This window comes from Roseibacterium elongatum DSM 19469 (genome assembly GCF_000590925.1).
GTDB classification, from domain to species: Bacteria; Pseudomonadota; Alphaproteobacteria; order Rhodobacterales; family Rhodobacteraceae; genus Roseibacterium; species Roseibacterium elongatum.
The window spans coordinates 1798512-1822107 of the sequence record NZ_CP004372.1 but is presented as its reverse complement, the minus strand read 5'-3'; the positions used below and the strand labels follow the sequence as shown (position 1 = coordinate 1822107).

The 23596-nt window shown below is 64.9% G+C and carries 19 protein-coding genes and 2 pseudogenes; 15 read left to right on the top strand and 6 right to left on the bottom strand.

Translation table 11 applies throughout. The features are described 5' to 3' along the window. Positions 1 to 116 precede the first annotated feature (116 nt). From cpaB to ROSELON_RS08820, 14 genes and pseudogenes are all read left to right on the top strand, one after another. Complete coding sequence (gene cpaB, locus ROSELON_RS08885) at positions 117 to 941, top strand: Flp pilus assembly protein CpaB (RefSeq protein WP_025312057.1); 825 nt, start codon at positions 117 to 119, stop codon at positions 939 to 941. A 179-nt stretch (positions 942 to 1120) separates the two neighbouring features. Further along, positions 1121 to 2515, top strand: a complete 1395-nt coding sequence (locus ROSELON_RS08880) for a type II and III secretion system protein family protein (protein ID WP_025312056.1) — start codon at positions 1121 to 1123, stop codon at positions 2513 to 2515. A gap of 56 nt (positions 2516 to 2571) precedes the next feature. Then, positions 2572 to 3177 carry an OmpA family protein gene (locus ROSELON_RS08875; protein ID WP_038651227.1) on the top strand — a complete coding sequence of 202 codons (606 nt, stop codon included), beginning with the start codon at positions 2572 to 2574 and terminating at the stop codon, positions 3175 to 3177. A 218-nt stretch (positions 3178 to 3395) separates the two neighbouring features. Then, a complete protein-coding gene (locus ROSELON_RS08870) occupies positions 3396 to 4673 on the top strand; it encodes an AAA family ATPase (protein WP_025312055.1) in 1278 nt (425 codons plus the stop codon). A 9-nt stretch (positions 4674 to 4682) separates the two neighbouring features. Continuing rightward, the gene (locus ROSELON_RS08865; protein ID WP_025312054.1) at positions 4683 to 6173 is read left to right on the top strand and encodes a CpaF family protein; all 1491 of its coding nucleotides are present in this window, start codon (positions 4683 to 4685) and stop codon (positions 6171 to 6173) included. 6 nt (positions 6174 to 6179) lie between these two features. Beyond that, positions 6180 to 7148: a type II secretion system F family protein gene (locus ROSELON_RS08860; protein WP_025312053.1), complete on the top strand. Its 969-nt coding sequence runs from the start codon at positions 6180 to 6182 to the stop codon at positions 7146 to 7148. 56 nt (positions 7149 to 7204) lie between these two features. Then, on the top strand, positions 7205 to 8185 hold the full coding sequence (locus ROSELON_RS08855) for a type II secretion system F family protein (protein WP_025312052.1): 981 nt from the start codon (positions 7205 to 7207) through the stop codon (positions 8183 to 8185). Between the two features lie 113 nt (positions 8186 to 8298). Beyond that, positions 8299 to 8871 carry a tetratricopeptide repeat protein gene (locus ROSELON_RS08850; protein WP_051508384.1) on the top strand — a complete coding sequence of 191 codons (573 nt, stop codon included), beginning with the start codon at positions 8299 to 8301 and terminating at the stop codon, positions 8869 to 8871. 53 nt (positions 8872 to 8924) lie between these two features. Next, positions 8925 to 9779: a tetratricopeptide repeat protein gene (locus ROSELON_RS08845; RefSeq protein ID WP_025312050.1), complete on the top strand. Its 855-nt coding sequence runs from the start codon at positions 8925 to 8927 to the stop codon at positions 9777 to 9779. Positions 9780 to 9782: 3 nt separating this feature from the next. Beyond that, on the top strand, positions 9783 to 10289 hold the full coding sequence (locus ROSELON_RS08840; protein WP_025312049.1) for a prepilin peptidase: 507 nt from the start codon (positions 9783 to 9785) through the stop codon (positions 10287 to 10289). A gap of 81 nt (positions 10290 to 10370) precedes the next feature. Further along, positions 10371 to 11691, top strand: a pseudogene (locus tag ROSELON_RS08835) (ATPase). A gap of 109 nt (positions 11692 to 11800) precedes the next feature. Beyond that, positions 11801 to 14217 (top strand): annotated as a pseudogene (locus ROSELON_RS08830) (ligase-associated DNA damage response DEXH box helicase). A 75-nt stretch (positions 14218 to 14292) separates the two neighbouring features. Next, positions 14293 to 14958 carry a ligase-associated DNA damage response endonuclease PdeM gene (pdeM, locus tag ROSELON_RS08825; protein ID WP_025312048.1) on the top strand — a complete coding sequence of 222 codons (666 nt, stop codon included), beginning with the start codon at positions 14293 to 14295 and terminating at the stop codon, positions 14956 to 14958. 138 nt (positions 14959 to 15096) lie between these two features. After that, positions 15097 to 15543, top strand: coding sequence for a PaaI family thioesterase (locus ROSELON_RS08820; RefSeq protein ID WP_198020741.1), 447 nt, complete (start codon positions 15097 to 15099; stop codon positions 15541 to 15543). Between the two features lie 170 nt (positions 15544 to 15713). Here ROSELON_RS08820 and ROSELON_RS08815 read toward each other — a convergent pair whose 3' ends face one another. From ROSELON_RS08815 to ROSELON_RS08805, 3 genes are all read right to left on the bottom strand, one after another. Then, a complete protein-coding gene (locus tag ROSELON_RS08815; protein WP_025312046.1) occupies positions 15714 to 17390 on the bottom strand; it encodes a formate--tetrahydrofolate ligase in 1677 nt (558 codons plus the stop codon). A gap of 283 nt (positions 17391 to 17673) precedes the next feature. Beyond that, positions 17674 to 18204, bottom strand: a complete 531-nt coding sequence (locus ROSELON_RS08810; protein WP_342665272.1) for an MOSC domain-containing protein — start codon at positions 18202 to 18204, stop codon at positions 17674 to 17676. Between the two features lie 93 nt (positions 18205 to 18297). Further along, positions 18298 to 18897, bottom strand: coding sequence for a hypothetical protein (locus ROSELON_RS08805; RefSeq protein ID WP_025312044.1), 600 nt, complete (start codon positions 18895 to 18897; stop codon positions 18298 to 18300). A 218-nt stretch (positions 18898 to 19115) separates the two neighbouring features. Here ROSELON_RS08805 and ROSELON_RS08800 point away from each other — a divergent pair, with 218 nt between their 5' ends. Further along, positions 19116 to 19406: a sll1863 family stress response protein gene (locus ROSELON_RS08800; protein ID WP_025312043.1), complete on the top strand. Its 291-nt coding sequence runs from the start codon at positions 19116 to 19118 to the stop codon at positions 19404 to 19406. An 87-nt stretch (positions 19407 to 19493) separates the two neighbouring features. Here ROSELON_RS08800 and ftsH read toward each other — a convergent pair whose 3' ends face one another. The 3 genes from ftsH to ybgF form a co-directional block, all read right to left on the bottom strand. Further along, entirely contained in the window at positions 19494 to 21407 is a 1914-nt protein-coding gene (ftsH, locus tag ROSELON_RS08795) for an ATP-dependent zinc metalloprotease FtsH (protein WP_025312042.1), read from the bottom strand. A 78-nt stretch (positions 21408 to 21485) separates the two neighbouring features. Further along, the gene (gene tilS, locus ROSELON_RS08790; RefSeq protein WP_025312041.1) at positions 21486 to 22763 is read right to left on the bottom strand and encodes a tRNA lysidine(34) synthetase TilS; all 1278 of its coding nucleotides are present in this window, start codon (positions 22761 to 22763) and stop codon (positions 21486 to 21488) included. Next, positions 22760 to 23593, bottom strand: coding sequence for a tol-pal system protein YbgF (gene ybgF, locus ROSELON_RS08785; protein WP_025312040.1), 834 nt, complete (start codon positions 23591 to 23593; stop codon positions 22760 to 22762). The genes tilS and ybgF overlap by 4 nt, the downstream gene beginning before the upstream one ends. Positions 23594 to 23596 lie beyond the last annotated feature (3 nt).

Below are 23596 nucleotides of genomic sequence, written 5' to 3'. Positions count from 1 at the left end.
ATTCTTGCGGCACAGTCGGCCATGGCAAAGTGGCCTGCGCATGATGCGCGCGCCCGCCAACAAGAAAAACAAGACGCCAGACGGCGATTGAGAGCAGACAGAAGGGAAACGCGGCCATGCGCTTGATCTTTATCCTCGTGCTTCTGGTCGGAGTCGGCCTTGCGGCCTTTGCGGTGTCCGTCGCCAAGGACCGCTTTGACCAGTACCAGACGGCCCTGAACCAGCAACGCAGCGCCATCGTGCCCACGACCGAGGTTTTCGTGGTGACGCGACAGGTGCGCTATGGTCAACGCCTGCGCCCCGACGATGTCGAGGCCATCCGCTGGCCGGCCGACCATGTGCCATTCGGCGCCTTCACCGAACACGAAGACATCTTTCCCCCCGACAGCACCGAATTGCGCACCGTCTTGCGCGTGATGGAACAGGACGAGCCGCTGTTGCGCAGCAAGGTCACCGCCCCCGGCGAGGATGCGGGCGTCGCCTCGCGGCTTGCCGAAGGGATGCGCGCCCTGGCGCTGCGGGTCGATGTGACCTCGGGCGTGTCGGGGTTCCTGCGGCCCGGCGACCGTGTCGATGTCTACTGGACCGGCAATGGCCGCGAGGGCGAGCGGATCACGCGCCTGATCCGCTCGAACGTGCAGATCATCGCCATCGACCAGATCGCGGACGAGGATCGCAACAATCCGACCGTTGCGCGGACCATCACGGTCAGTGCGGCCCCCGGCGACATTGCCGCGCTGACGCAGGCGCAAGCCTCGGGGTCGCTGACACTGGCGCTGGTCGGCGTGGGCGATCAGACCGAAAGCGAAGAGGTCGAGGTCTCGACCAGTCAACTGCTCGGCGCCGTCGAAATCACGCCGAATGCCGCCCCCGAAATCTGCACCGTTCGGGCCCGACGCGGTGGCGAGGTGGTGGTGACCCAGGTGCCCTGCACCAACTGACCCTCAGACCCGAGACACCCCGATCGCCGGCGCAAGGCCCCTGCCTTGCGTCGGCGAAAGCACATCAAGACAGCGATGCAACATCGTGATTCTTGCAAGAAAAACAAAAATGGTGCATTCTTGACTGAACGGGCACCCAAAAGAACAACGCCCGACCGAGGCATAGAGGCAGGTTCACCATGCGTGTGACGTCCATCCTGAGTGCGGCCCTGATGGGTTTGTGCGCGGTTTTTTCCCAACCCGACATGGCGATTGGGCAAGGCCTGCGCGTGTTGGAGGGCGCCACCTCGGCGACCCTGCGCGTCCCGATGAACCGGGCCGTCGTTGTCGAGAGCGAGGGCCTGTTCGCCGAATTGTCGGTCGCCAATCCCGCGATCGCGGATATTGCGACATTGTCGGAACGCTCGATTTATGTGCTGGGGCGGTCGCCCGGCCGGACGACGATGACGCTGTTGTCGGCCGAAGGCAGCCTGATCGCCAATGTCGAGATTCACGTGGTGCCCGATATCGCCGAGCTGCGCGAGCGCCTGCGCGAAATCCTGCCCGGCGAACCCATCGAGGTGCGCACCGCGAATGACGGGATTGTCCTGTCCGGTACGGTCGGCTCGGCACGGGCGGTCGATAGCGCAGTGCAACTGGCCGAACGCTATGCGCCGAACGGCGTGTCCAACCTGATGCTGGTCGGTGGCACACAGCAGGTCATGCTCCAGGTCCGCTTTGCCGAGATGCAGCGCAGCGTCAGCCGCGAATTGTCGACCTCGCTGGGCCTCAGCGGCACGAACGGGGACCTGGGATCGGTGATCGGCACCGGCGGTGCCGACCTGACCGGCGCCACGAATTTCGGGTTGAACGGCACCCTGCCCCCCGGTCAGGCCGGGCGCGAGGGCGGCATCGGCGTCAGTTTCGGCGCCGGATCGATGCAGTTGAACATCCTGCTCGAGGCGCTCGAATCGAACGGACTGGTCCGGACCTTGGCGGAACCCAACCTGTCGGCCCTGTCGGGCAGTACGGCGACCTTCCTGGCCGGCGGTGAATTCGCGGTGCCGGTTCGGGACGAAGACGGCGGAACCTCGGTCGAATTCAAACCCTTCGGCGTGGACCTGGTATTCCTGCCCACGGTGGTGGATGGCGACATCATCAACCTGCAGGTCGATGCCGAGATCTCGTCGATCGGGACATTCACCACCCAGGGCGACATCCCTTCGCTCAGCACGCGCCGCGCCACGACCACGGTCGAAATGCGCGATGGGGAAAGCTTTGCCATCGCGGGGCTGTTGCAGGACGATTTCCGCAGTTCACTTGGCGAAGTGCCCTGGTTGAGCGATCTGCCCATCCTCGGCACGCTGTTCCGCTCGTCCAGCTATCAACGCGAACAATCCGAACTGGTCATCATCATCAGTGCCCATCTCGTCACCCCCGTGCGGGGCGAGGCGCTGGTGCTGCCGACCGATCGCGTCGCCATTCCGACCGAGAACGAATTGTTCTTCCAAGGTCGCGTCGAAGGACGTGGCACCGCCGCTGCCGATGTTGCGGCGCAGGATTTCACCGGTTCCTACGGTTACGTGATGGATTGAGCCAGAACATGACACGCGCCCTGCCCCCCTCCGACCTTGCCCCCCTCACGCGCCCCATGTCGCGGCGCGCATTTGCCGGCGGCGCCATGGTCGCCCTCACCCTTGGCCTGACGGCCTGTGGCACCGTGAACCGGCCGCTCGGTCATCATCTGGACCCCGACGGCGGTTTTGGCGACGCAACCCGCAACAACATCGCCTTCCATACGGGCGAATTGCAGTACGGCGAAATCCTGGGCGAACGCTTTGCCAACGAGGTGCCGACCACGATCAATTTCGCGTTCAATTCCGCCACGCTGGATGAAAACGCCCGCGCGATCCTGCGTCAGCAAGCGCGCTTCATCCGGCATTTCCCCGAGGTGCGGTTTTCGGTCTACGGGCATACCGACCTTGTCGGCAGCCAGGCGTATAACCAACGCCTCGGGCTGCGCCGCGCCCGCGCCGCGGTCAACTACCTGGTCAGTCAGGGCATCGATCGCAGCCGCCTCGAGGCGCTGGTGTCACTGGGCGAGACGCAGCCGATCGTCGCCACGCAAGAGCGTGAGTTGCGCAACCGGCGCACCGTGACCGAGGTCACCGGCTTTGTCCAATCGCACCCGATGGTGCTGGATGGCGAATACGCCCGCATCATCTACCGCGCCTATACCGGGGCCGGCGAGGATTAATCCGGGCTGAGGACAGATCGGTCCGGCTTTGGCCGATCTGCAAACAGAATCCCCAATTTCCGTCCTATTGTTGCCCACATTGCGCAGCACCTTCCCGAGTGAAGTGGTCCGCCCATCGCCCTGAGATGGCACGACCGCCTTCCCCAAGCGGGCACAGCAGACCCGTACCAGGGGGAAAACGACGATCCGGGCCACCGGACCAATTTGGGAATTGAGCAATGAGCAGCGGTCTAGCACTGCGATCCGAACCGGCGCCGATTGTCGCCTGCACCGTATCGCGCAACGTACAACGCTTTGACCTCCTGATCGAGGACATGGAAGCCGACCTTGGCGAGGGCTGGGGCGATCTCGGGTTTGGCGAGATCTGCACCTTTCTGGCCCAACCCGAAGCCGACGACCTGTTGTTCATCGCCATGGCCATCGATGCCGAGGACGAGGCCGATATCGGGCACCTGGGCGAGATCATCCGCACGGCGCGGGCCCGCGACGTCCGGGTCATTCTGGTGGCCGACGGGGTATCGCCGGCCACGCTGCACCAGCTGCTGCGGATGGGGGCGTGCGATTTCCTCCCCTACCCGCTGGCCGAAGGTGCCCTTCACGACGCCATCGAAAAGATGCGGACCGCGCCCGAGACAGGCGCAGCACCCCAGCCCGATGCGATCGAAGGCCCCTCACCCGCCCGCCCGGTCGAGGCCGGCCCCTCGCTGGATGGCGACGGTGCGATCTTTGCCGTGCAGAACCTTGCCGGGGGCACCGGGGCCAGCACATTGGCGGTGAACCTCGCCTGGGAATTGGCGGTCGCCGACAAGAAAAAGCCGCCGACGGTCTGTCTGCTGGACCTGGACCTGCAATATGGCTCGGCCGCGACCTACCTTGACCTGCCGCGGCGCGATGTCGTCGTCGAACTGCTGCAAGAGGCGCAATCGATGGATGTCGACGCCTTTCGCCAGGCGCTGGTGAGCTATGGCGACAAGCTGTCGGTGTTTACCGCGCCGCCCGAGATCCTGCCGCTGGACATCATCGGCCCGCAAGAGGTGGACGCGCTGCTGACCTATGCGCAGCAATGTTTCGATATCGTGATCGTCGACATGCCGCGCAGCATCGTGATGTGGACCGAGACGATCCTGAACCGCTCGGACATCTTTTTCGCCACGCTCGAGCTGGATCTGCGCTCGGCCCAGGATGCGATGCGGTTCATCAAGGCGCTGCGGTCCGAGGATCTGCCCCTGGAAAAGGTGCAATATGTTCTGAACCGCGCCCCCGGCATGACCGACCTGGCCGGGAAAAGCCGCGCCAAGAAGATGAGCGAAAGCCTGGGTGTCGAGATCGCCACCCACCTTCCCGAAGGCGGAAAGCCCGTGATGGCGGCCGGCGACAACGGCCAACCGCTGGCCGAAGCGTGCCGCAAGAACCCGTTGCGCAAGGAAATCGCCAAGCTGGCCGGCGGGCTGTTCACCGCCATGGTCTCGGACGCTGTCAGCGCAAAGAAAAGGTAAGCCACCGCGATGTTTTCGAAATACCGCAAACCCACATCGACACCGGCATCAGATGGCGCGGCCGCCCCGGTAACGGATCTGCGCGCCGCCGTCGCCGCGGCCAAGGCCCCCGCCGATGCCGAACCGGCCGCCCCCGCAGCCAAGGCGACGGTCACGCGCAAGGCGACCCCGGCCGAAGCGACGGCGACCCCGGCCGCCCCCTCGTCACAGGACAAGGAAGACAAGCGCCGTCAACGTCTCGACGAGATCAAGACCGAGATGCATCATCGGCTGCTCGACAACCTGAACCTGTCGGCCCTGGAAACCGCCAAGGAAAGCGAGTTGCGCGCCGAGATCACGGCGATCACCAGCGAACAGTTGGCCGAAATGGGCATGGTGCTGAACCGCGAGGACCGCCAGACCCTCAATGTCGAACTGTTCGACGAGGTCACGGGCCTTGGCCCGCTGGAACCGCTGCTCAAGGACGACACCGTCAACGACATCCTGGTGAACGGCCCGAACCGGGTCTTTGTCGAACGGGCGGGCAAGCTGACCCTCAGCGATGTGCGCTTCAAGGATGAACGCCACCTGTTGCGCATCATCGACAAGATCGTGTCGGCAGTGGGCCGCCGCGTGGACGAGTCGAACCCCTATGTCGACGCCCGCCTCAAGGATGGCTCGCGTTTCAACGCGATGGTGCCGCCCGTGGCCGTGGATGGCAGCCTCGTCTCGATCCGCAAGTTCAAGAAGGAAAAGCTGGGCGTTGACGACCTGGTGAACTTCGGCGCCTTCTCCGAAGAGATGGCCGCCTATCTGCAGGCCGCCGTGGCCACGCGCCTCAATGTCATCGTCTCGGGCGGCACGGGGTCGGGCAAGACGACCACGCTCAACGCGCTGTCGTCCTTCATCGACAACAAGGAACGCATCCTGACGATTGAGGATACGGCGGAACTGCAACTGCAACAGATCCATGTGGGCCGGATGGAAAGCCGCCCGCCCAATGTCGAGGGCAAGGGCGCGGTCACGCAGCGCGACTGTCTGCGCAACGCGCTACGGATGCGCCCCGACCGCATCATCGTCGGCGAAACCCGCGGCGAGGAAGTCATCGACATGTTGCAGGCCATGAACACCGGCCACGATGGCTCGATGACCACGATCCACGCCAACAGCGCGCGCGATGCCTGTTCGCGCCTTGAGAACATGGTGGCCATGTCGGGCATCGAGATGCCGATCAAGGCCGTGCGCGCGCAGATCTCTTCGGCTGTGAACCTGATCGTGCAGGCCAGCCGCCTGCAGGACGGCTCGCGCCGGATGGTGTCGATCACCGAGGTCACCGGCATGGAGGGCGAGGTCATCTCGATGCAGGAGGTGTTCCGCTATCAGCGCACCGGCCTGAAACCCGACGGCACCATCATCGGCCATTTCACGGCCTGCGGCGTGCGGTCCCATTACGCCGACCGCTTCCGCCAGTGGGGCTATGACCTGCCGACCTCGATTTATGAACCCGTAGCGGCGGAGTGACCTGACATGCAGCTTTCCATCGAACCGCTCATCTATATCGGCATCTTCGTCGGCGTCATCCTGCTGGTCGAAGGGGTCTATCTGGCCGTTTTCGGCAAGACCATCAGCCTGAATGCACGCGTGAACCGCCGCCTGTCCATGTTGGAACAGGGCACCTCGCGCGAGGATGTCCTGGCCAAGCTGCGCAAGGAGATGGACCAGCACAAGGGCAAGGTGCGCGTGCCCTTCTACTCGCTGATCGCGGACAAGGCGCAAAAGGCCAACATCGCCTTTTCACCCGAGCAACTGATGCTGGTGATGGCCGGCATCACCGTCGCCGCCTTTCTGGCGCTGACGATCCTGACCGGCGCGGGCTTTGCCATTCGGCTGCTGGTGTCGGTCGTGATGGGGGTCGGGGCCGTCTATTACTGGGTGAACTCCAAGGCCTCCAAGCGCATCGCCGCGCTGGAAGAGCAGTTGCCCGACGCGGTCGAACTGATGGTGAGGTCCTTGCGCGTCGGTCACCCGTTCGTCTCGGCGGTGGCGACCGTCTCGCGCGAGATGTCGGACCCGCTGGCCTCGGAACTGGGCGTGATCGCCGACGAGGCCGCTTATGGCCGCGATATCTCCGAGGCGATCCGGGCCATGGCCGAACGTCTCGACATCCAGGATTTGCGGTTCCTCGCCGTCGCCGTCGGCATCCAGCAGAAATCGGGCGGCAATCTGGCCGAGATCCTGCAAGGTCTGGCCGACGTGATGCGCGCACGCTTCAAGCTGTTTCGCAAGGTCAAGGCGATCACCTCGGAGGCGAAGTTCTCCGGCACGTTCCTGTCGTTCTTCCCGATCATCGCCCTGATCGGGATCAACGTGATGAAACCCGACTACTATTCCGACGTGATCGACACCCCCGCCTTCATCCCGGCCTGCGCGGTCGTGGCCGTCATGCTGGGCGTCAACATGATCTTCATGCGCATGATGGTGAACATCAAGGTCTAGCCCGGTTCACGGACCGGCCCGACCCGAACAGACACTAGCGAGCAGGACACGCAAGAATGGACCAGATCCGGAAAATCATCGACGATGCCGATGCATGGCTCGTTGCCCAGTTCGGGGAAATGGGCCCCCTGTTCGCGGCCGGCTTCCTTGGGGTTCTGCTGATCCTTCTGGTGCTGCCGGCCCTGCTGCAAAAACGCAATGATCCGTTCTCGCGCCTGAACGCGCCCTCGGAAGACCCCGAGCAAGGAAAAGCCGCCGCGCGATTGCGGGTGGGCGGCAAGGATCAGCGTCTCGACCGGTTCAGCCAGTACCTGCAGCCGCAGGACCAGGAGGAACTGTCGAACTCGCAACTGACGATGATGCGCGCGGGCTACCGCTCGAAAGGGGCGGTGCAACTGTTCCACCTCGCCCAGTTGGTGGGGGGCATCGGCGGGTTGATCCTGGGCACGCTTTACGTGCTGATCGCCGGAGGCGGCGGATCGGCGCAGAACTCGATCCTTGCGGTTCTGATGCCGGGTTGCTTGGGCTATTACGCGCCGAAATACTGGGTCAAGCGCCGCCTGCAATCGCGTCAGGAGGAAATCATTTCGGGCTTTCCCGACGCGCTGGACCTGATGCTGGTCTGTGTCGAGGCCGGTCAATCGCTGGATCAGGCCATCAACCGCGTCGCCACGGAAATCGAAAGCTCCTACCCCGCGCTGGCGGAAGAATTCCTGATGGTCGCCTACGAGATGAAGGCCGGCAAGGACAAGACGCGCGTCCTGCGCGACATGGGCGAACGGGTCGATGTTCAGGACATCAACAGCTTCGTGACGACCCTGATCCAATCGGCCACCTTCGGTACCTCGGTCGCCGAGGCGTTGCGCGTCTATGCCGGCGAGATGCGGGACAAGCGCGTGATGCGGGCCGAGGAAAAGGCGAACAAACTGCCGACCAAGCTGACGCTGGCGACCATGATGTTCTGCGTGCCGCCCCTGCTGATCATCCTGATCGGGCCGTCGGTCTATGGTATTGCCGTGATGCTGGGCGACGGCTGAGGGCAGACATCGCCCAGGATCACCGCTAGAGTGATCGCCACCGATGCAACAGCATCCGAGGGCCGGACGAACCGGCCCCGCCCGAGCAGATCGAGAACCGGGAGATCCATCCCATGACACCCTTTCGCATCCTTGCCGCCGCCAGCCTTGCAGTGATCGTCGGCGGTCTGGCGGCCTGCACGCCCACCGGGCCGCTGTCGGACGCGGACCCCGAGGCACCGGGCATCGAGACAGGGGTCGAGGGGGTTGACGGGTTGACTGTCGGGCACCGGTTGATGGCGTCGGGCGAATACCGGCTGGCGATCCGCGCCTATTCGCGGGCGGCGGCGACGATCGGGTTGACCGTCGATGTGCTGTCGGCGATCGGGTCGGCCAATCTGCGCCTCGGGCGCATCGGCCAGGCCGAGGACCTCTTGCGGCAGGCCCTCGATCAGGACCCGGATTTCGTGCCGGCCCTGAACAATCTCGGCGTCGTCCTGATGGAGCAGGGCGAGTATGGCGAGGCACGGCGCGTCTTTCAGCAGGCCTTTGCCCTCGATAGTGGCCGTTCGGACGCGCTTCGCGACAACTTGAGACTGGCTATCGCGCGCATGGAAAATCCGGTATATGCTGAGATCAACGGAGAAAACCGCTTTGACCTGATACGTCGCGGACCGGGTGTTTACGAGCTTCTCGAAACGCCATGAGCCCCAAAAGAACGGCGACAGGACCAAGTTGGACGAGCAGAATGAGGCAGACCATGGTTCCCGATTTCCGGATCATTCCGGTCCTGTGCGCCGTTTTGAGCGTGGCGGCCTGTGACGACACGGGCGGTGCCGATGTCAATCGCGGCCTCGATCCCCTGAACGTCATCGACGAGACGAACCTGTCGGACATCATGTTGACGGCTGCCGCCCCGGCCGAGGCCGTGACCTATTTCCAGGGCGCCCTCGAACAACAGCCCGAGCGCATCGACCTGCGCCGCGGCCTTGCCAGCAGTCTCGTGCGGGCCGGTCGCGCGGGCGAGTCGCTTGCGCATTGGCGCCAGGTGGTCGCCGATGACACGTCGCTCGATCAAGACCGGCTCGACTATGCCGACGCCCTGATCCGCACCGGCGATTGGGACGAGGCGGAACGGCAACTCGACCTCGTACCCCCCACGATGGAGACCTACGAGCGCTACCGTCTCGAGGCGATGGTCGCCGACAGCAACCAGGAATGGGACCGCGCCGATGCCTTTTACGAAACCGCCGCCGGGTTGACGACCCGGCCGGCCAGCGTGCTGAACAACTGGGGTTTTTCGCGCATGAGCCGGGGCGAGTTCACCGCCGCCGAAGATCTGTTCATGGAGGCGATCTCGTACGATCCGGACCTGTTCACCGCCAAGAATAACCTGGTCATGGCGCGGGCCGCACAGGGCAACTATCAGTTGCCGCTGGTGCGCATGTCGCAGATCGAGCGGGCGCAGCTCTTGCACACGGCCGCTCTGGCCGCGATCCGGCAGGGCCAGACCGAGACGGGCCGCGCCCTGCTGGCCGAGGCCATCGACACGCACCCCCAACATTTCGACGCAGCCGTGCGCGCCCTGCGCGCCCTCGACGCGGAGGTCCTTTGACCGATGAGCACTCTTGCCCTGACCTTTGAACAGTCCCTGTGGTTCCTGCCCCTGGCACTGCCCATCTGTATCTGGGTGGCCCTGTCCGACCTGCGCGAGATGCGCATTCCGAATGTTGCGGTCCTGTCGCTGACGGCCGTGTTCCTGGGGGCGGGCCTGATCGTCCTGCCGATGGATGCCTACCTGATGCGCCTTGCGCAGCTGGGTATTGTTCTGGTTGCAGGCTTCATCATCACCTCGCTCGGGCTGGCCGGGGCCGGCGACAGCAAGTTCGCCGCTGCCATGGCCCCCTTCATCGCACCGGGCGATTACCTGTTTTTCTTGATGCTGTTCAGCCTGGTGCTGATCGGGTCCTGGGTGACGCATCGCGGGGCGGGGCGGGTGCCCGCCGTGCGCCGCGCCACGGCCGACTGGGCCTCGTGGGACCGGGGCAAGCTCTTTCCGATGGGCGTGGCGCTGGCCGGGGCGCTGGTGATCTACCTTGCCCTCGGGCTGCGTGCCGGTCTCTGATCACGGCAGCGCCATTCTCTCGCCCAATTCGGACGGCACCCTGATCCAAGCACAAGCTGGACCAAGGTGGGAGCCGTCCGAATGAACATGCAGACCGGGGCCGTTGACGGGTTCGCGCCGCCACCCCTGCGCAGCCTGAAAGACACCGGCCTGACCGTCGTGATGATGCGTGACATCCTGCTCAAGACGGTCTTTCGCAAGAATGTCGAAACCGCGACCGAGATCGGCCAGGCCATTTGCCTGCCGCTGCCGCTGACCCAGCAACTGATCGACATGTCGCGCGAGATGGGGCTGATGCAGGCCACCGGCACCCTGCACGCCACCTCGTCGAACGAGATGGGCTTTCAACTGACCGATACCGGCAAGGCCCGCGCCCTCGATGCGCTGTCGCAATCCGAATATTACGGCGCGATGCCCGTCCCCCTTGAAGATTACAAGGCGCAGACCCGGCGACAGTCGGTCAAGAACGTGCAACTGACGCGTGACCGCCTGCTGGGGTCGATGGGGCACCTGATCCTGCCCGACGGGTTGATCGACCAGCTTGGCCCGGCCGTCGGCTCGGGCCGGTCCGTCCTGATGTACGGCCCGCCGGGCAACGGCAAATCCTCGATCGCCGAAGGCATCCGCGCCGCGATGGGCGACAACATCTACATCCCGCAGGCCGTGACCTATGCCGGGCAGGTCATCACGCTCTATGACCCGATCGTGCACACGCTGGTCGAGGAAAAAGCACGACACGAGCGGCAGCCCCCTGCGCAAGGCCTCGGCCCGCTATGACACGCGCTACCTGCTATGTACCCGCCCCACGGTGATGACGGGCGGCGAGCTTACACTGTCAATGCTCGATCTGAACTACAACGCGGTCAGCCGGACCTACCAGGCGTCGCTGCAACTCAAATCGACCGGCGGCGTCTTTATCGTGGACGACCTGGGCCGTCAGGACGAACCGCCCCAGGCGCTGATCAACCGATGGATTGTTCCGATGGAGATGGGCTACGACATCCTCGCCCTGCAATCGGGCGAGAAGTTCGAAGTGCCCTTCGACACGCTGGTGGTGTTCTCGACCAACTTTCACCCCAACAAGATCTTCGACCAGGCCGCCCTGCGCCGCATCTTCTTCAAGGTCAAGATCGACGGCCCGACGCAAGACCAGTTCCTGAAGATCCTCGCCATGGTCGCGCGCAAGAAAAAGGTCCCGCTGGACGAGAAATCGCTGCTGCACCTGCTCAAGGTGAAATACCCGACGATCCAGAACGTCTTTGCCAATTACCACGCCAATTTCCTGCTCGATCAGATCATCGCGATCTGCGAGTTCGAGGGCATCCCCTACCAGATGCGGCCCGACCTGATCGATCGTGCGTGGCAGAACCTCTATGTCGACGAGGAAGACATCGTGCATTGAGGCGCGGACCGCCGGAAAACCCTTCTCGAAGGGTTTTCGTCCCCGCAAATCCTGCGCCGAAGGATTTGCCCCCTCGCCGCGCGCCCCGACCCACTCTATCTAGGGGCGCATGACGGCGCTCCCCCCTGCGATCAATGGATGGTTCGAGGCCCGCGGATGGTCCATCCACCCGCACCAGCGCGACATGCTGGCCGCCGCCGACCAGCCCTGCACCCTGCTGATCGCGCCAACGGGGGGCGGGCAAGACGATGGCGGGGTTCCTGCCGACCCTCGCCGAACTGTCGGACGGCGCACACAAGGGGCTGCACACGCTCTACATCTCGCCGCTCAAGGCGCTGGCGGCCGATATTCGCCGCAACCTGACCGGCCCGATCACCGAGATGGGCCTGCCCATCCGCGTCGAGGACCGCACCGGCGACACCCCATCCTCACGCAAGAAACGGCAGCGCGCCGACCCGCCGCATATCCTGCTGACGACGCCTGAATCGTTGGCCCTGATGACATCCTACGAGGATGCGCATCGCACCTTCGCGGGGCTCGAGCGCGTCATCGTCGACGAGATCCACGCCCTGGCCGAAAGCAAGCGCGGCGACCAGTTGATGTTGGCGCTGTCGCGCCTGTCTGCGCTTGCCCCCGGCCTGCGCCGCGTGGGCCTGTCGGCCACGGTGGAGGACCCGCAGGCCATCGCCCGGCTGCTTGCCCGCCACCCCGACCCGTGCGAGATCCTGATGGCCGACCCCGGCCCCGACCCCGACATCACCATGCTGCACACGACCGAGCCGCCCCCGTGGTCGGGCGGCGGCGGGCGCTATGCCATCCCGGCCGTTCTGGAGGAGGTCAGGAAACACCGCACCACGCTGATCTTTCACAACACCCGCGCCCAGGCCGAGATCTTCTTTCATCACCTGTGGCTCGCCAACGAGGATCAACTACCCATTGGCATCCATCACGGCGCCCTGGCCCGCGAACAGCGCGAGCGCGTGGAACAGGCCATGACCGACGGCCAGCTCAAGGCCATCGTCTGCACCGGCACGCTGGATCTGGGCATCGACGTGGGGGGATGTGGACCTGGTGATCCAGGTGGGCGCGCCCAAGAACGTCAAGCGCCTGGTGCAACGGATCGGACGCGCCAACCACCGCTATAACGCGCCCTCAAAGGCGCTGATCGTGCCGGCCAACCGCTTCGAGGTGATCGAATGCATCGCCGCCCTCGCCGCGGTGCGCGACCATGACCTCGACGGCGAGGCGCGCGGCCCCGGCCCGCTGGACGTGCTCTGTCAGCATATCCTGATCCGCGCCGCCGCCGGGCCGTTCGGCGCCGATGACCTTTATGCCGAGGTCCTCACCACCGGCGCCTATGCGCAGCTCTCGCGCGACCTCTTCGACCGCTGCCTCGATTTCGTGGCGACGGGCGGCTATGCCCTTCGCGCCTATGACCAGTGGCAGCGCCTGCTGCAACGGCCCGACGGCCAGTGGCAGCTGCGCGACCCGCGCGCGACACAACGCATCCGCATGAATATCGGCACCATCGTGGATGCCGACAAGATGCAGGTCCGCCTGCACAAGACCCGTGGCGGCAAGCCCCTGGGCGAGGTCGAGGAATATTTCGCCTCGCTCCTGCGCAAGGGCGATACCTTTCTGATCGGGGGCGAGATCGTGCGCTACGAGGGGATGCGCGAAATGGTGGTCGAAGTGACGCGCACCCCTACGCAAAAGCCCAAGATCGCCACCTTCATGGGCACGAAATTCGCCACATCCACGCAACTCTCCGACCGCATCCTCACCATGTTCCGGCAGGACGACTGGCCCGACCTGCCCAGCCACACGCGCGAGTGGCTGCACCTGCAACGCCGCGTCAGCCGTCTGCCCGAACGCGACCGGCTGCTGGTCGAAAGCTTCCCCCATGACGGACGCGAGCACCTGGTGGCTTACGGGTTCGCCGGGCGCAACGCGCAGCAAACCTTGGGCCTGCTGCTGACCCAACGGATGGAGGCGCAGGGCCTGAACCCGACGGGCTTCGTCGCGACCGATTACGCGACGCTGATCTGGGGGCTGGACGCCGTGACCGATGCCGCGCCGCTGTTTTCGCGCGACAACCTGGTCGAGACGATGGAGACATGGCTGGCCGATAACGCGGTGATGAAACGCACCTTCAAGGGCTCGGCCATCATCGCCGGGCTGATCGACCGCAACATGCCCGGCGGCAAGCGCAAGACCGGGCGGCAGGCGACCTTTTCGACCGATATCCTCTATGACACGCTGCGGAAATACGATCCCGACCACCTGATGCTGCGCATCACGCGGGACGAGGCGATGCGCGGTCTTGTCGATTTCGGCCGGATCGAAGGGATGCTTGCGCGCATCGGTGACCGCATCGACCACCTGCGCCTGACCCGTGTCACCCCGTTGGCTGCGCCGCTGTTCCTCGAACCCGGCCGCGTGCCGATCCAGGGTCTGGCCAGCCAGCGCCTGCTGGAAGAGGAAGCGACCCGGCTGATGCAGGCCGCCGGGCTGACGGTCGCCTGACGCGGCCCCTGCGGGGTGGCTGCTGACGGCGCGAATGGCTTGCGTCGCCCGGAGCGGCATGGCATCGAACAGACCATGAACAATCTGCCTGTCACGTTTTGCGGCGAAGCCCTCGAGGCGCTTGGTTCGGGCGGCCTGTTCTGGCCCTCACGGCGGCTGTTGGTGGTGTCGGACCTGCATCTGGGGAAATCGGAACGCATGGCGCGGCGCGGTGGCGCCATGCTGCCGCCCTATGAAGGTGCCGAAACGCTGGATCGCCTTGCACGCGATATCGACCGCACGGCCCCCGCGACGGTGATCTGCCTCGGCGACAGTTTCGACGACACCGCCGCGGCCGAGGCGTTGGATGATGCCACGCGTGGCAGGTTGGGGGCGCTGATGGCCGGACGGACGTGGATCTGGATTGAAGGCAACCACGATCCCGGCCCGATCGCCCTCGGCGGTGACCACCTGCTGCACTACCAGGCCGGGCCGCTGGTCTTTCGCCATATCGCGACACCGGACGCAAGGGGCGAGCTTTCTGGGCATTATCACCCCAAGGCCCGACTGAGCCTGCGCGGCCGATCGCTCAGCCGCCGCTGCTTCCTGATCGACGCATGCCGGATCATCCTGCCCGCCTACGGGGCCTATACAGGCGGGCTGGCCTGCGACCGGCCCGAGCTTTCAGGCATCATGCGCGACGATGCCCGCGCCATCCTGCTGGGCAGCCCGCCGGTCATGATCCCGATGCCACGGCGCTAAGGCACGGATCGGATGCCTGGTCGCCCCGCAATCCCAACTCGGTCCGCGAAAGGCAACATCCCCTAGGGCAACGCCGCAAACCCGTGCAAGATCGCTCGGGTTCCGCCCTGCCCCCAACCTGACGTCGAAAGGCCCCTCATGCCCCGCCCCGAAAACGCACCGCATCCGCTGACCCCGGCAAAGGAAACCGAAATCCGCGACAGCTTTGACCGTCAGGCCATGATGAAAACCATCGGCGCGCGGATCGACGCTATCGCGCCCGGTCGCGTGACCCTGTCGCTTCCCGTATGCGCGCAGATCGGGCAACAACACGGCTATGTCCATGCCGGCGCCAGCTTTGCGCTCGGCGACAGCGCCGCGGGGTATGCGGCGCTCAGCCTCATGCCCTTGGGGGCAGAGGTGCTGACCGTGGAAATGAAGATCAATCTCATCGCCCCGGCGGCCGGCCGCCGCTTGATTGCCACGGGCGAGGTCGTCAAGGCCGGCCGCCGCCTTTTGGTGACACGGGCCAACCTGCAGGCCGAGGCCGCGGATGGCAGCCTGCGCGAGGTCGCTCTTTTGCTAGGCACCATGATCCCCGCCTGAACCAAAGGCCGATCATCGGGACCAGCGCAAAATCCGCCCCGCTGCGGCCATTTCTTCTTGGAAAAAATACCTCCGGGGGCAGCGGCCCCACGGGGCCGCGCGGGGGCAGCGCCCCCGGCGCACTCCGGGGGTTCAAGGCCCCCGGAGTGCGCTCGCGCGCGCCTGTCCCGTCAAAACAACCCGTCGATCGCGCCGTCGAGATCCAATCCGATGGTTTCGGCCGCTGGCACACGAGGCAGCCCGGGCATTGTCATGATCTCACCGCAAATCGCCACGACGAACCCCGCCCCCGCCGAAAGCCGCACCTCGCGTACCGGCACGCTATGACCTTCGGGCGCGCCACGCCGGGTCGGGTCGGTCGTGAACGAATACTGCGTCTTGGCCATGCAGACCGGCAGATCGCCATAGCCGGCCTCCTCCCACGCCGCGAGTTGGTCGCGCACCTTCTGGTCGGCCGTGACTTCGGCGGCATGGTAGATCGACTTGGCCACGGTCTCGATCTTCGCGAAAAGCGGCATCTCGTCCGGGTACAGGGTCGTGAACTCCGCCGCGCCGCTGTCGGCCAGGTCGACGACCTTTTGCGCCATCTCCTCGATGCCGGCGCCGCCATCGGCCCAGTGCCTGCAAACGATCGCCTCGGCCCCCTGCGCGGCCACATGGGCCTTGACCGCGGCGATCTCGGCCTCGGTGTCGCCCGCGAAATGGTTGATGCCGACGATCACGGGCACGCCAAAGCGTTTGATGTTCTCGATATGGCGGCCAAGGTTGGTGCATCCGGCCTCAACGGCGGCGATGTTCTCGGCCCCCAGATCGGCCTTGGTCACGCCCCCGTTCATCTTCATCGCGCGCACCGTGGCGACCAGCACCACCGCATCTGGGGCCAATCCCGACTTGCGGCATTTGATGTTCATGAACTTCTCGGCCCCCAGATCGGCGCCGAACCCCGCTTCGGTCACGACGTAATCGGCCAACTTCAGCGCCGTGCGCGTCGCAATGACCGAGTTGCAGCCATGGGCGATATTCGCGAAGGGTCCGCCATGGACGAAGGCGGGGTTGTTTTCCAGCGTCTGCACCAGGTTGGGCTGCATCGCATCCTTCAACAGCACGGTCATCGCGCCATCGGCCTTGAGGTCCCGGCAATAGATCGGCGTCCGCGCGCGCGTATAGGCCACGATCATGTCGCCCAGACGCCGCTGCAGATCATCCAGATCGGCGGCCAGGCACAGGATCGCCATCACCTCGGAGGCGACCGTGATGTCGAACCCCGTCTGCCGCGGAAAGCCGTTCGACACCCCGCCAAGCGAGGTCACGACATCGCGCAGCGCCCGGTCGTTCATGTCCAGCACACGACGCCAGGTGACGCGCCGCTCGTCGATACCCAGATCGTTGCCCCAGTAGATATGGTTGTCGATCATCGCCGACAGCAGGTTGTGGGCGGCGGTGATCGCATGGAAATCCCCGGTGAAATGCAGGTTCATGTCCTCCATCGGGACGACCTGCGCAAAGCCGCCCCCCGCGGCCCCGCCCTTCATGCCGAAATTCGGGCCCAGGCTGGCCTCGCGGATGCAGATCGCCGCGCGCTTGCCGATGCGGTTCAACCCGTCACCCAGACCCACCGTCGTGGTGGTCTTGCCCTCGCCCGCCGGGGTCGGGTTGATGGCCGTCACCAGGATCAGCTTGCCATCGGGCCGATCCGCCAGCGAGGCGATGAAATCCTGCCCCACCTTTGCCTTGTCGTGACCATAGGGGATCAGCGCGTCGGACAGGATGCCCAGTTTCGCGCCGATATCCTGGATGGGCTTCTTGCGTGCCTCGCGGGCGATTTCGATATCTGTCTTGAACGCCATTTCGGGCGGCTCCCTTCCGCTGAACGTCTCCCTGGCTTCGGCTATAGCGGCTGCCTCATCCGGTCAAACCGACAATTCCGACATATGCGCTCGTATGACCGTCACGCCCGGGGGCACATGCCGTGACGCGGAACTTTTTCGCAATCAATCGGGTTTTGTCCGTGACTGCCACAAACGAACGGAGGCGAACAGATGCGCCCGTCCATGCCCTCGATCCTGATTTTCACCGGCGCCCTTATGGGCATGCTGCCCGGACTGGCCCTGGCGATGCTGTGATGCGCTGTCACTGCCCGCGCGCGGCGTCAAGATGCGGCCACGCCGGTTGATCGGGCACATGCAACCGCAGGCTTGCCCCCAAAGTGATCGCGCCCGGCCGTTCGACCCACGCCGTCACCCCGCGGCGGTTGCGCGCCGCCGGCCTGAACCTTTTTCCCATACCCGGATGCTGCCGCTCGATCACGGCTGACACCAGGTGGCAAGGCCGGTTTTCCATATCGATCACAAGGCAGGTGCCCGTGGCCTCGTCCTGCAAGCGGGATGACGGCTGGATCAGCGTGAAATCGGGGATCCCCGCGATCACCATGCTGGCCCCGAACCATTCCGGCTCAAGACGATCCAAACCCATGTCATGGGCAATGGCGCTCAACTCCTCGGCCGAGAGGATGGACACCTGTCTCACATTCGCAATTTCGGTGCCCCTGGGGTGCTGAGCCGTGACACGGCTGCAGGATGGCCGGGTCAGCCCGGCATGGCTCTCCTCGGTCGGGCCGCCGAACGCGAACTGCAACTGGCCGGTGGCCGAGGTTTCGAGCATGGCGTCTCGATCGGCATTTTGGCCAAGCCATGCGACGCGCGCCGTGTATGTCGTAGGTTTGAGTGCGGGCATGAGGGGACCTTGACCGTTTCACTATCTGCGGGTCGATTGGGCAAGGCTGTGCACCCCGAAAATGATTGCAGACACCAGAAGAAGCGAGAAGAGCAATTCCAGGACTTCTTCTCCCATCGTGATTTTCAGATGCATTGCATCATTCACCTCGATCCCGATGTGCCGCAATCTGGGCCCGATCCCGTCGAGGAGCGTCGAGAGAAACGCGAATACCAATGCGGCGACGACAAGCCACGGCCAAATCCGCTTTTCCCGCATCGCAGCGAAGAACTTTCCGAACCCGCCGAACACAACAAACAGTACCACACCCAGAATTGACGTCATGGCGATCGCACTGACCACCTTTTGCCAAAGCGGGGCATCGCTTGAGAAGATCTCACCGCGCAACAGGCCCGGATCGAACCACCAGTTGTGGAAATCCAGTTCACGCAGCGCCAGCAAAAGAAAGAACAACGCAAGAGGCCATGTCATCGCTTTCAGGTAAGCTTTGGAAAACAGCGCGAAGCCCGCAGCATAAAGCCAAAGCAAGAGCGAGGCGCGTTCCATGCCGCCGTGTTCTTCGGTGAACGTCACCTCTACGCCGTGGCGCAGCAAGCTTTGCGCGACGATCACGACCACCATGAGGGCCGCGACAAGAAACGACGACGGGATTTGCCTTTGCAATTGGACAGCTCCTTTCTGCGAGGTTCGCCTGATCCCACGGCCCCGTGCTTCGACAACCGCCGCTGCGGTCGCGCAGGCTTTTCTGCGGGTCGCTATCGTTACTACAGGCGCGGGCGTATCCACAAGCAAATGCGCCGTGTTAGGTTGTCGGTATCCACAACGCGAGGATTGCGACCATGAATCAGGAAGAATTCGTAGAAAACGCCAAGAAGCAACTCGAAACCTGGCAAGCGGAAGTGAAGAAGATGCAGGCCGAGATCGAGAAGTTGCAAGCCAAGGGGCAAGAGCATCTCAAGGCGCAGCTCGACCAGATCGAAGAGCAGCGCAAGGCCGCCCAAAGCCAGTTGGAGCAGATCGGGCAGGCCAACATGGAGGCCTGGCAAGAAATGCAATCCGGCTTTCAGGAGGCGTGGAAGGCCATGGAAAAGGGCATGAGCGAAGCCCGCAAGAAGTATTCCGACGACTGATCGCAGGACGCCGCCGCGGGCGGCCGCCAAAGAAAATGCCCCGGTCCAATGGGCCGGGGCATTTTTCTTGTCATATTGCGGCGCCGGTCAGGCCGACGGCTCGGGCTCCATCCCCGGGTCGGGGTCGGCCTTGGGCTTTTTCGTCTTGGGAACGGCCGTCAGCGACGGGGTGCCCCCGGTCGAGGTGTCGTCGCCGTCATCACCACGATTCAGCGGCTCGCCATTGATCACCTTGAGGATCTCGTTGCCGGTCAGGGTCTCGTATTCCAGCAGGCCCTGAGCCAGACGCTCGAGGTCTTCGCGCTTTTCGGTCAGGATGCGCTTGGCCGTCTCATAGCCTTCATCGACCAGCTTCTTCACCTCGGCGTCGATCCGCTTCTGCATCTCTTCGCTGTGGTTCGTGCCGCCGCCATAAGCACCCAGGTAGGATTGCTGCTCGTTGGCGTAATCGATGTAGCCCAGGTCCTCGGCATAGCCGAATTGCGTGACCATCGCGCGCGCGATCTTCGACACTTGCTGAATGTCGCTGGCGGCACCGCTGGTCACGTTTTCCTTGCCGAAGACCAGTTCCTCGGCCACGCGCCCGCCCATCGCCATGGCGATCTTGGACGTGTATTTGGTGTAGCTGACCGAAAGCTGATCGCGCTCGGGCAGCGACAGCACGAGGCCAAGGGCCCGTCCGCGCGGAATGATCGTCGCCTTGTGGATCGGATCGTGATCGGGGACGTTCAGCCCGACAACGGCGTGGCCGGCCTCGTGATAGGCGGTCAGTTTCTTCTCGTCCTCGGTCATGACCATGCTGCGGCGTTCGGAGCCCATCATGACCTTGTCCTTGGCGTTCTCGAAGTCTTCCATCGTGACGAAGCGACGGTTCACGCGGGCCGCCATCAGGGCCGCCTCGTTCACCAGGTTCGCAAGGTCCGCACCGGAAAAGCCCGGCGTGCCGCGCGCGATGATGCGCAGATCGACATCGGGGCCAAGCGGCACCTTGCGGGCGTGGACACCCAGAATGCGCTCGCGGCCGCGAATATCGGGGTTGGGCACCTGCACCTGGCGGTCGAACCGGCCGGGGCGCAGCAGCGCGGGGTCGAGCACGTCGGGCCGGTTGGTGGCCGCGACGATGATGATGCCCTCGTTCGCCTCGAACCCGTCCATCTCGACCAAAAGCTGGTTCAGCGTCTGTTCGCGTTCGTCATTGCCGCCGCCATAGCCCACGCCACGCGAGCGGCCCACGGCGTCGATTTCGTCGATGAAGACGATACAGGGCGCGTTCTTTTTCGCCTGTTCGAACATGTCGCGCACACGGGACGCACCGACACCGACGAACATCTCGACAAAATCGGAGCCCGAGATGGTGAAGAAGGGCACGCCCGCCTCGCCCGCGATGGCGCGAGCCAGCAGCGTCTTACCCGTGCCCGGAGGGCCGACCAGCAGCGCACCTTTCGGGATCTTGCCGCCAAGGCGGCTGAACTTCTGCGGGTTGCGCAGGAACTCGACGATTTCTTCCAGCTCTTCCTTGGCCTCGTCGATGCCAGCGACATCGTCAAAGGTCACACGCCCGTGCTTTTCGGTCAGCAGCTTGGCCTTGGATTTGCCAAAGCCCATGGCACCGCCACGGCCGCCGCCCTGCATCCGGTTCATGAAGAAGATCCAGATGCCGATCAGCACCAGAACCGGCAGCCACAGCGACAGCACGCTGAGGAAGCCCGACTGCTCCTGCGGCTGTGCCTCTATGCGGACATCGTTTTCAAGCAGCACTTCGGTCGTCTGTGCATCCGCCGGCGCCACGGTGCCAAAGCTGCCATCGGCGGTGGTGAACTGGATGTTTTCGCCATCCAGCGTGGCCGACTGCACCTGGCCGTTTTCGACCTGCTGCACGAAGTCGGAATAGGCCACGCCGCGCGCATTCATCTGCGACTGGCCGCCCGAGAACAGGTTGAACAAGGCAAGGATCAACAGGAACAGGATGACCCAGAATGCGATATTTCGCGCGTTGCCCAAAGGGAATCTCCTCAAATTCGGTGACGGGGGAACACCGCACCCGCGTTGCCACATAAGATAGAGGCAGAGGCGCTGACTTCAATGCGGAATGAACCCTGCGGCAAATGGGCCGCCGACAGGCCCAAAGGCCACTTCTGCAGGGTTACCATGCCCGAGTACGGGGCAGCTCACAAGCCCGGCATCGTCGAACAGGGCCGGAAGGCTGCGCGCCGCCGCAAAGCACGCACCGGTTTTCGCCGTCTCGCCCAGCTGTCCCCAGCCATCCGGCCCCAGCGCGCGCAGCGTCAATCCGGGGTAGGACGCGGCCAGCCGCCACCGCGTGTCCCACAGCGCGCCCGACACGGCCGGGGTCGAGAGCGTGGCCACCGCCTTGAACTCGCGAAACAGATGCAGATGGGTTTTCGATACACGCAGCTCGCAGCCACCCAACGTGCCGCCGCCCCCGGCCAGCGCCCGGTCCAGAACGGCCTCGAGCGCCGTAGCACGCGGGCGGTAAGACGCGCTCGCGATCCAGCCCAGACCCGCGGCCAGCAGCCGCAACTGCGTTTCACGGTCGAGCGCGGCAAACCCGTCCCGCGCGATCCACAGATCGCCGGTCGGACGGCCGTCCACCGCGCCCTCGGTCACGATCCGCGCGGCCGCCTCGCCGGTCCGGCGCATCAACGCCGTCCGCGCGCGCGCCATGCGCGACGCGGTTTCAACCAAGCCCTCGGGCGTCAGGCCATAGTCCGACAACAGCGCCAGCACCTGCCGCGTCCGCACGCGATCGAACCTCGGATCCGCGTTTGACGGGTCTTCGACCCAGTGCCCCTTGAGCGTTGTCAGGTAGTGGCGCAGGTCCTCGCGCCGTTCCCGCAGCAGCGGGCGCAGCACCACCATGCCCGAGGACAGGCGCCGCGTTTCGGCCATGCCCGACAGACCATCGACGCCCGAGCCGCGTTTCAGCCGCATCAGGACGGTTTCCGCCTGGTCATCGAGGGTGTGCGCAAAGAGGATATGGGCCATCTCGCCGCGCCAGGCGTCGATCAAGGCCAGGCGCGCGCGCCGGGCTGCATCCTGCAGGTTTCCCTGACCGTCCCAGCCATGCCAGCGCAGCGTGTCATGGGGCCAGCCGAGTGCGGCGCATTCGCGGGCGACCATCTCGACCTCGGCGGCACTTTCGGGGCGCAAACCGTGATCGACCGTCACCACCCGCAACCGCACACCCCAGTCGCGGGTCCAGTTATGCGCCAGCGTCAGCATCGCCATGGAATCGCCACCACCCGACACGGCCAGACCGATCTGCGCCGGAAACTCAGGCCCCAGAAGCTGCCCCATGCGCGCGGCGAAGCGATCTTGAAGGGAGGTGTCGGTCACAAACACCCAAGGCGCGACATCTCGGATTGCGCCTGCGCCACGGCCGGTGAGTTGGGATAGCGGATCGCCACTTCGCCCAGGGTCACGCATGCCTCTTCGGCCTGACCCAGACGCCCCAGCGCAATGCCCAGCCGCGTCAGCGCCTCGGGCGCGCGCTGCCCCTCGGGGGCCGCGGTGAAACTGTCGAGATAGGCGCGCGCGGCCTGATTCCACGCATCTTGCGCGGCCTCGGCCTCGCCACGCAGGAAATGCGCCTCGGCCGAGAGCGGCCCACCGGGATAGGTCTGGGTGAAGCTTTCGAAGGCGGTCGCGGCCTCGGCGTAATCGCCCGCCTCGAAGGCCGCGCGCGCCCGGTCGAAATCGTCCTGCTCGGCCACGGCCAGTTGCTGACCACTGCCGCCGGCCGCGCCGGTACCGGGCGCAAGACCGCCGCCGCCGGTCGCCGGCACCTCGACCCCGCCCAGGTTCGGCGTATCGCCCAGGCTGGCGATGTCGCAATCGGGCTCCAGTTCGCACAGGCGAAACTCCAGATCGCCGACGCGGTTCGTGCCATCGGTCACGACCCGGTTGATGCGCAGCTGCAACTCTTCGGTCAGGGCGGTCAGCCGCCGCAATTCAGCCTCGATCGCGTCCATCCGCACCAAGGCGGGGCCGCTTGCGCCGCTGCCGCTTGCGCCGCCGGTCGTGTTCAACTCGCGACCCAGCCTCTGCAACTCGACATAGAGCACCGACAGTTCCTGCCGGATATCGGCCAGGGTTTCGGCGCTCTGCGCCGGAGCGAGGCCGGGCAAGGCCATGGCCATGGCGGCAGCGATCAGCGTGCGGCGCATCCG